This is a genomic window from Nocardioides sp. CF8, from assembly GCF_000389985.1.
GTDB classification, from domain to species: Bacteria; Actinomycetota; Actinomycetes; order Propionibacteriales; family Nocardioidaceae; genus Nocardioides; species Nocardioides allogilvus.
Genome location: NZ_CM001852.1, coordinates 2,203,620 through 2,211,229, shown reverse-complemented (window position 1 = coordinate 2,211,229; position 7,610 = coordinate 2,203,620). Strand labels below are relative to the sequence as shown.

The window sequence follows — 7,610 nt, the reverse complement described above, 5'->3', positions numbered from 1 at the left end:
GCCCAACCTGTCCGGACAGAACACCTAGGGTGGCGTCCATGGGAGAGATGGCCGAGCAGGCCCAGCAGGCGCACGAGAGCCAATGGCTCGACCACGCGGTCCGGATCGGGTTGGTGGCCTACGGCGCCGTGCACCTCATGGTCGCCTGGCTCGCCGGCCAGCTCGCGCTGGGGGAGAAATCCGAGAGCGCGTCCAACGCGGGCGCACTGCACGCGATCGCCGAGCAGCCGCTCGGCGCCGTACTCCTCTGGACGATCGCGGTCGGGATGCTGCTGCTCGTCGTGTGGCGCGGTCTCGAGTTCGGGTTCGGCTATCGCGAGGTCGGCGACACCACGAAGCGCTGGCGCAAGCGGCTCGCCTCGCTCGGCAAGGGCGTCGTCTACGCCGCGCTGGGCGTGAGTGCCGTGAAGACCGCGGTCGGCAACGGATCGTCGGGCGGCACCGACTCGACCACCGCGAAGGTCATGGACCTGCCGGCCGGGCAGTTCCTCGTCGGCGCCGTCGCGCTGGCGATCACCGGCTACGGCCTCCGGCTCGTCCACCGCGGCTGGACCGAGAAGTTCACCGAGCACCTCGACGCGCAGGGCCAGTCCGGCAACGACGGCTCGGCCTACATCATGTTCGGCAAGGTCGGCTACATCGCCAAGGGCATCGCCATCGCCATCGTGGGCGGCCTCTTCGGCTACGCCGCCATCACCCACCGGGCCAAGGAGTCGGGCGGCCTCGACCAGGCACTGCAGACCGTGCTCGACCAGCCCTTCGGGCAGGCGCTCCTGATCGCGATGGCGCTGGGACTGGCCTGCTATGGATTGTTCTGTTTCGCCCGCGCTCGCCACTTGGACAGGTGATCACCGTGAAGACTGCGACCGAATGCGACGTCATCGTGCTGGGCCTCGGGCCCGGTGGTGAGTACGCCGCGCAGAAGCTCTCCGAGGCAGGCCTGGACGTGGTCGGCATCGAGCGCGACCTGGTCGGCGGCGAGTGCCCGTTCTACGGCTGCATCCCTTCGAAGATGATGATCCGCGCCGCGGACCTCGTCGCCGAGGTGGGCCACGCCGATGAGCTGGTCGGGCCGGCGTCGGTGACGCCCACGTGGTCCTACGTCGCGGAGCGGATCCGCAAGCAGGCGACCGACGACTGGAACGACGCGTCGCACGTGCAGCGCCTGACCGACGCGGGCGTGCGGATCGCGCGCGGCGACGGTCGGCTCACCGGACCCGGCCGGGTGCGGGTCGGTGAGGACGAGTACGTCGCGGCCCGGGGGATCGTGCTCAACACCGGCACCGCGCCGGCGAAGCTGCCCATCGAGGGACTCGAGGCGACGCCGTACTGGACCAATCGCGAGGTCGTGAAGGTCGATGACCTGCCGTCCTCGCTGATCGTGATCGGCGGTGGCCCGATCGGGTGCGAGCTCGCGCAGGCGTTCGCCCGTTTCGGCTCGGAGGTCACGGTGCTGGAGGTCGCCGACCGCATCCTGTCCGTCGAGGAGCCGGAGACCTCCTCCCTGATCGCCGGCATCTTCGCCGAGGAGGGGATCGCGGTCCGCACAGGCGTGCAGATCGAGCGGGTCGACCACGTGGACGGTGCCTTCGTGGTGAAGGTCGACGGCGAGGAGGTGCGCGCCGACCAGCTGCTCGTGGCGGCCGGTCGGAGCAACAACATCAGCGACATCGGGCTGGAGACCGTCGGCCTCGACCCGTCGGCGAAGACCGTCCCGACGGACGCCCACATGCGGGCGGCCGAGCGGCTGTGGGCGGTCGGGGACATCACCGGGCACGGCGCGTTCACCCACGTGTCGATGTACCAGGGCGAGGTCGCCGTCGCGAACATCCTCGGCACGGCGCCGTTGGAGGCGGACTACCGGGCGGTCGCGCGGGTCACCTTCACCGACCCCGAGGTGGGCTCCGTCGGGATCACCGAGGCGCAGGCGCGCGAGCAGGGCCTGTCCGTGCGGGTCGGGCACGCGCAGCTGCCGGAGTCGTCGCGAGGCTGGATCCACCAGGTCGGCAACGAGGGGTTGATCAAGCTCGTGGCCGACACCTCGCGTGGAGTGCTCGTCGGAGCGACGGCCGCCGGTCCGTCCGGTGGCGAGGTCCTCGGGCTGCTGTCCCTCGCCGTGCACGCCGAGGTGCCGGTGGCGACGATCCGGCGGATGCACTTCGCCTACCCGACGTTCCACCGCGCCATCGAGGTCGCGCTGGAGGAACTGGACTCGGCCGGAGAGCCGGTCTAGACACCCTGGTGGGCCAGCGCCAGCGCGGAGGTCACGAGATAGGTCCTGACCTGCTCGCCGGAGACCCGGTCGATGCGCGGGATGCCCGGGGCCGCCTCGCTGACCAGCATGCCGACCCGGGCCAGCTGGAGCGCGCCGAGGCCGCTGGCATAGAGCTGGTTGGCGAGCAGGGTCGTGTCGACGACCTTGAAGTCGCCGCGCTCGACGCCCTCGTCGAGGATCTCGGAGAGCACGGCCAGGCAGCCGGAGATCGCGCGGCCGAGGCGGAACATCGCGCCCTCGCTGATCTCCTCCAGCAGCTCGGGGCCGGTCCGGCGCATCAGCGCCTGGGCACAGTCCACGAACGCCGGGTGTGCCAGGCCGTAGTCGACGAACGCCCCGACGGTCGCGCGCACGCGCTCGTCGCTGCCGGTGAGGTCCTCGACGCTGTCGGTGAGCGCGACGCGGAGCTCATCGAGGTAGCCGACCAGCGTCAGCGCGAAGAGCTCCTCCTTGCCGGTGAAGTGGCGATACACGATGGCCCGGTTGATCCCCACGGCCTGGGCGATGTCCTCGATCTGTGCGTCGCGCACACCGCGCTCGTCGAAGAGGGCGCGCGTCGCCTCGAGGATCTCGCGCTCGCGCTGGCGGCGGCGGGCCGCTGCGGCGGTGCGGCGGCCGTCGACTCGTGGGGTGTCGTGAGCGGCGGTGGTCATGCCCCGAGTCTAGGCGTCGTGCAACGGACAGTTACACACGTGTGACGGTTCTTTCACCAGGTCTTCAGCGCGAGGACGTCGTCGAGGGTGTCGGCCTCGGCCGCCGTCTTTTCGTCGCGGTAGCGCACGACCCGCGCGAACCGCAGCGCGACGCCGCCGGGGTAGCGGCTCGAGCGCTGCAGGCCGTCGATCGCGATCTCCACGACCTGCTCCGGACGCACGTGCACGACCCACCCGTCGTCGGACGTCCTGAGCTCGCTGAAGCGCTCGGTCTGCCACGCCAGCATCTCGTCGGTCATCCCCTTGAAGGTCTTCCCGAGCATCACGAAGCCCCCGGTCTCCGGGTCCCGGGCGCCGAGGTGGATGTTGGACAGCAGGCCCGTACGCCGTCCGCTGCCCCACTCCACTGCGAGCACGACGAGGTCGAGGGTGTGGACGGGCTTGACCTTGACCCAGGCGGAGCCGCGTCGGCCGGCGTCGTAGGGCGCGGCGGGGTCCTTCACGATCACGCCCTCGTGGCCCCCGGCCAGCGTCTCGGCCACGAACTCGGCGGCCTGCTCCGGATCGTCGGTCACCAAGCGGCGTACGCGATGGGTCTCGGGCACGAGGGCGTCGAGCGCGGCCATCCGCTCGGTCCCGGGTGCGTCGAGCAGGTCGGTGCCGTCGAGGTGGAGGAGGTCGAAGAAGTAGGGCACGACGGCCGCCCCGCTGGCCTGGGCGGTGCGTGAAGCCGTCTCCTGGAAGGGACGGGGCCGCCCGTCGGGGCCGAGCATCAGTGCCTCGCCGTCGAGCACCAGGTCGCCTCCGGGCAGGCTTCTCACGACCTCGACGACCTCGGGCAGCCGGGCCGTGATGTCGTCGAGGCTGCGGGTCACCACGAGCACGTCCTCGCCGCGGCGGTGCACCTGGATCCGGATGCCGTCGAGCTTCGTATCGATGGCCACGGGGCCGCTCGACACGGCCTTGGTCATCGCGGCCTCGATGTCGGGTGCGCTGGACGCGAGCATCGGCAGGATCGGGCGCCCGACCTCGAGCCCGAGCTCCGACAGTGCGGCCTCGCCGCCGCGGAAGGCCGCCACGGCGGCGGCCAGCGTGCTGCCGGAAAGCATCGCGGCGCGGCGTACGGCGACGAGCGGGACGTCGGCGACCTGGGCCACCGCCTCCTGCACGAGGGCGTCGAGCGCGCCCTGGCGGACCTCGCCGGTGACGAGGCCGCGCAACCACGTCTGCTCGGCCGCGGTCGCCCGGCCGAACAGGGCCGTCACCGCCGCCTTGCGCGTGGCCTGCGACCCGGTGCCGGCGATGAGCGCGAGTGCGTCGAAGGCCTCGTGCACCTCGGTGACGCTCAGCGTCGACCCGGCCGCAGGCTCGGGAAGGTCGGACAGTCCGCGCCAGCCCAGGCCGGTGCGGCGCTGCCGGAGCGTGCCGCCGAGATAGCTCACCACCGTCTCGAGCTCGTCGGGCCCCGCGTGCCGCAGGGCGTCGGCCAGGGCGAGCACCTTGGCCTTGCGGGACCTGGTCGCGGCCACGGCGGCCGACGTGGCGACGATCTCGGCGAGGAGCATGGGGTCAGTCTGCCGTCCTCAGCCCCCGATGCGCGTGCGCACCTCGAACAGCTCGGGGAAGAACGTGAGGTCCAGGGCGCGGCGCAGGAAGTCGACGCCGGAGGAGCCGCCGGTGCCGACCTTGTGCCCGATGGTGCGCTGCACGACCTGGAGGTGCCGGAAGCGCCACTGCTGGAAGTTGTCCTCCACGTCGACCAGCTCCTCGCAGGTCTCGTAGACACCCCAGTGGTCGGCGGGCGCCGCGTAGACCTGCGCGAAGACCTCGACCAACCCGGGGGAGGAGGGGTGCGAGCGGGTCACGTCGCGGGTGAGCACCTCGGCCGGCACGTTGTAGCCCCGCCGGGCGAGGTAGGCCAGGAACTCGTCGTACAGCGACGGCTCGCGGAGCAGGGTGGCGAGCGCGTCGCGCGCGGGCGGGTCGTGCTTGAAGACGGGCACCATGTCGGCGTCCTTGTTGCCGAGCAGGAACTCGACCTCGCGGTACTGCGCCGACTGGAAGCCCGAGGAGGTGGCGAGGAAGGGGCGGATCTCGGCGTACTCGCTCGGCGTCAGGGTCGCGAGCACCGACCACTGGTCGGTGAGCACGCGCTGGATGTGCTTGATCCGGGCGAGCCGCTTCAGGGCGGGGGACAGGTCGTCGCTGGCCAGCAGCGACCGCGCGGAGCGGAGCTCGTGCACCATCAGCTTCAGCCAGAGCTCGGAGGTCTGGTGCTGGACGATGAACAGCAGCTCGTCGTGCTGCGGGGGATCGCTCTGCGGCTGCTGGGCGCCCAGCAGCAGGTCGAGGCGCAGGTAGTCGCCGTACGACATCTGCTGGGTGAAGTCCTTCTCGATGCCTGCCTCGATCTCGCGGTGCTCTGCCATGTCCTCAACCTAGCGACCGTAAGGTTTCCGCATGCAGGCGCAGACCCGGGAGTGGCGGCCGGGCTGGCCGTGCCCGGCCGGCTCGATCCTGCGGCAGCAACGGCGCGGCAGCTCCGACCCGAGCTATCGCATCGACCCCGCTGGCGCCCACTGGCGCGGGGTGCGGACGCCTGTCGGCCCGGCGACGCTGCGCATCGAGCAGCGCCCGGATGGCGTCGTGCACGCGAGCGCGTGGGGCGCGGGCGCCGACTGGGTGCTCGAGTCCGTTCCCGGGCTGCTGGGGGCCGACGACGACGTGAGCGGGTTCGACCCGATCCACCCGCTGGTGGCGGAGGCGTGGCGCCGCCGACCGCACGGCAGGTTCGGTCGCAGCGGACTCGTGCTCCAGACGCTGATCCCGAGCATCATCGAGCAGAAGGTCACCGGCCAGGAGGCCTTCGCCGGCTACCGCTCCCTGGTCCTCCGGTACGGCGAGCGCGCACCCGGCCCCGGCGAGGACCTCAGGCTCTGGGTGCCCCCGGATGCGGCCACCGTGCGGATGATCCCGAGCTGGGCGTGGCTGGGGCTGCACGTCGACCAGGCGCGGTCGCGGGCGATCGTCACCGCGACCCGGGTGGCCGACGCGCTGGAGCGGCACGACGGGCCCGAGGACCTCGACCGGCGGCTGCGCAGCCTGCCCGGCATCGGGGTCTGGACCAGTGCCGAGGTGCGCGCACACGCGCTGGGCGACCCCGACGCCGTGAGCTTCGGCGACTACCACGTCGCCAAGGACATCGGCTGGGCGATGACCGGTACTCCCTTCACCGACGCCGAGCTCGCCGAGTTCCTCGAGCCGTGGCGGCCGCAACGCAACCGGGCGGTCAGCCTGATCCACGGGTTCGCCGGTGGCCGGCCGCGCAGGGGGCCGCGGATGTCGCCGCGGACGCACCTGCCGGGACGCACGCCCGGTCGTCGCTAGCGGGGATCAGAGGAGCGGGCGCAGGGGAGCCAGCACGAACTCGGTGAACTTGCGGTGCAGGTCGCGGGCCTCCCACTCGTGGCTGGTGAGCTCGAGGGAGTTGGACTCGTCGCGCAGGAAGATCTCCTCCAGCACCGCGGCCATGGCCTCGTCGATCACCTCGACGTTGATCTCGTAGTTGCCCTGGAGGCTCAGGCGGTCGACGTTGGCGGTGCCGACCGTGGACCAGTTGCCGTCGATGGTCGACGTCTTGGCGTGCACCATCGCGTCCCTGTAGCGGAAGATCCGCACCCCGGAGTGGAGCAGCTGGGAGAAATAGCCGCGCGAGATCCAGTCGGCCACGATGTGGTTGGACTTCAGCGGCAGCAGCAGCCGCACGTCGACGCCACGGGCAGAGGCGTCCTTGAGCGCGTCGACGAAGTCCTGGTCGGGGATGAAGTAGGCGTGCGTCATCCAGATGTTGTTGGTCGCGCGGTTGATCGCCTCGAGGTACATCGAGCGGATCGGGAACATCCACAGCCGCGGCACGTTGCGCGCGAAGCGGATCCGCGGCTCCCACACCGACGCGGTCTCCAGCAGCAGCGGTCGCTCGCTGCGACCGATGCGCTTGCGGCGGTTGAGGTTCCAGAAGTCGGCGAACGCACGCTTGAGGTCCCACACCCCCGGGCCCGTGATGCGCACGTGGGTGTCGCGCCACTCGGTGGCGTACGGCGTACCGATGTTGTAGCCCCCGACGAACCCGACCTCCTCGTCGACGACCAGGATCTTGCGGTGGTCGCGTCCGTAGCGGCGCAGGTCCCAGAAGCGCAGGCCCGCGGACCAGATGGGGTAGCGCAGCACCTTCAGGGTGGCGGGGAAGCGGCGGAACCGGGGCGAGACGACGGTGTTGGCGAAGCCGTCGTAGATGCAGTAGACCTCGACGCCACGCTCCGCGGCCCGGATCAGCGCGGTCTTGAACCGCTCGCCGATCTCGTCGCCCTTCCAGATGTAGGTCTCGAAGAGGACCTGCTTCTTCGCCCCGTCGATGGCGGCGAGCATGTCGTCGTAGAGATCCATCCCGAAGGTGTACGTCGTGAGCGTCCCTTCGCCGATCTCGACCGTGCGCGGTGGGGTGACGGGGAAGGGCTTGGGCTTCTTGCCGCGGCGGCGGTAGGAGTCGACCAACGAGAGCGCGATGGCCAACGCGACCTGGAACCCGAAGACCGCCAGGAACGTCCGGCGGACGGAGGTCAGCACGCGGGCGGCAGTCACGGGGACAATCTAGCCCTTAAGGATCACGGGTTGGGGTGACACCC

General features: G+C 71.1%; 7 protein-coding genes. 3 read left to right on the top strand and 4 right to left on the bottom strand.

Annotation, left to right across the window (positions count from 1 at the left end):
• Positions 1–38: 38 nt before the first annotated feature.
• Both CF8_RS10810 and CF8_RS10805 read left to right on the top strand, forming a co-directional pair.
• Positions 39–848: a DUF1206 domain-containing protein gene (locus CF8_RS10810; RefSeq protein WP_010833158.1), complete on the top strand. Its 810-nt coding sequence runs from the start codon at positions 39–41 to the stop codon at positions 846–848.
• A 5-nt stretch (positions 849–853) separates the two neighbouring features.
• Positions 854–2,233 carry a dihydrolipoyl dehydrogenase family protein gene (locus tag CF8_RS10805; protein ID WP_036492869.1) on the top strand — a complete coding sequence of 460 codons (1,380 nt, stop codon included), beginning with the start codon at positions 854–856 and terminating at the stop codon, positions 2,231–2,233.
• Here CF8_RS10805 and CF8_RS10800 read toward each other — a convergent pair.
• From CF8_RS10800 to CF8_RS10790, 3 genes are read right to left on the bottom strand one after another with little or no spacing between them, the layout of a single operon-like run.
• Positions 2,230–2,928, bottom strand: coding sequence for a TetR/AcrR family transcriptional regulator (locus CF8_RS10800; protein WP_010833156.1), 699 nt, complete (start codon positions 2,926–2,928; stop codon positions 2,230–2,232). The two genes, CF8_RS10805 and CF8_RS10800, sit on opposite strands and share 4 nt — an antisense overlap.
• Before the next feature lie 53 nt (positions 2,929–2,981).
• Positions 2,982–4,493, bottom strand: coding sequence for an ATP-dependent DNA ligase (locus tag CF8_RS10795; protein WP_010833155.1), 1,512 nt, complete (start codon positions 4,491–4,493; stop codon positions 2,982–2,984).
• Positions 4,494–4,511: 18 nt separating this feature from the next.
• Positions 4,512–5,357, bottom strand: a complete 846-nt coding sequence (locus CF8_RS10790; protein ID WP_010833154.1) for a tryptophan 2,3-dioxygenase — start codon at positions 5,355–5,357, stop codon at positions 4,512–4,514.
• 31 nt (positions 5,358–5,388) lie between these two features.
• Between CF8_RS10790 and CF8_RS10785 the strand changes: the two genes are divergently transcribed.
• A complete protein-coding gene (locus tag CF8_RS10785) occupies positions 5,389–6,315 on the top strand; it encodes a DNA-3-methyladenine glycosylase family protein (protein WP_010833153.1) in 927 nt (308 codons plus the stop codon).
• A 6-nt stretch (positions 6,316–6,321) separates the two neighbouring features.
• On the opposite strand, the gene CF8_RS10780 is transcribed toward CF8_RS10785, so the two are convergent.
• On the bottom strand, positions 6,322–7,566 hold the full coding sequence (locus tag CF8_RS10780; protein ID WP_036490749.1) for a phospholipase D-like domain-containing protein: 1,245 nt from the start codon (positions 7,564–7,566) through the stop codon (positions 6,322–6,324).
• Positions 7,567–7,610: the final 44 nt, after the last annotated feature.

Coding starts and splice junctions, on each gene's coding strand:
- CF8_RS10800 (WP_010833156.1), bottom strand. CDS start 2,928: ATGACCACCGCCGCTCACGACACCCCACGAGTCGACGGCCGCCGCACC.
- CF8_RS10810 (WP_010833158.1), top strand. CDS start 39: ATGGGAGAGATGGCCGAGCAGGCCCAGCAGGCGCACGAGAGCCAATGG.
- CF8_RS10795 (WP_010833155.1), bottom strand. CDS start 4,493: ATGCTCCTCGCCGAGATCGTCGCCACGTCGGCCGCCGTGGCCGCGACC.
- CF8_RS10785 (WP_010833153.1), top strand. CDS start 5,389: ATGCAGGCGCAGACCCGGGAGTGGCGGCCGGGCTGGCCGTGCCCGGCC.
- CF8_RS10790 (WP_010833154.1), bottom strand. CDS start 5,357: ATGGCAGAGCACCGCGAGATCGAGGCAGGCATCGAGAAGGACTTCACC.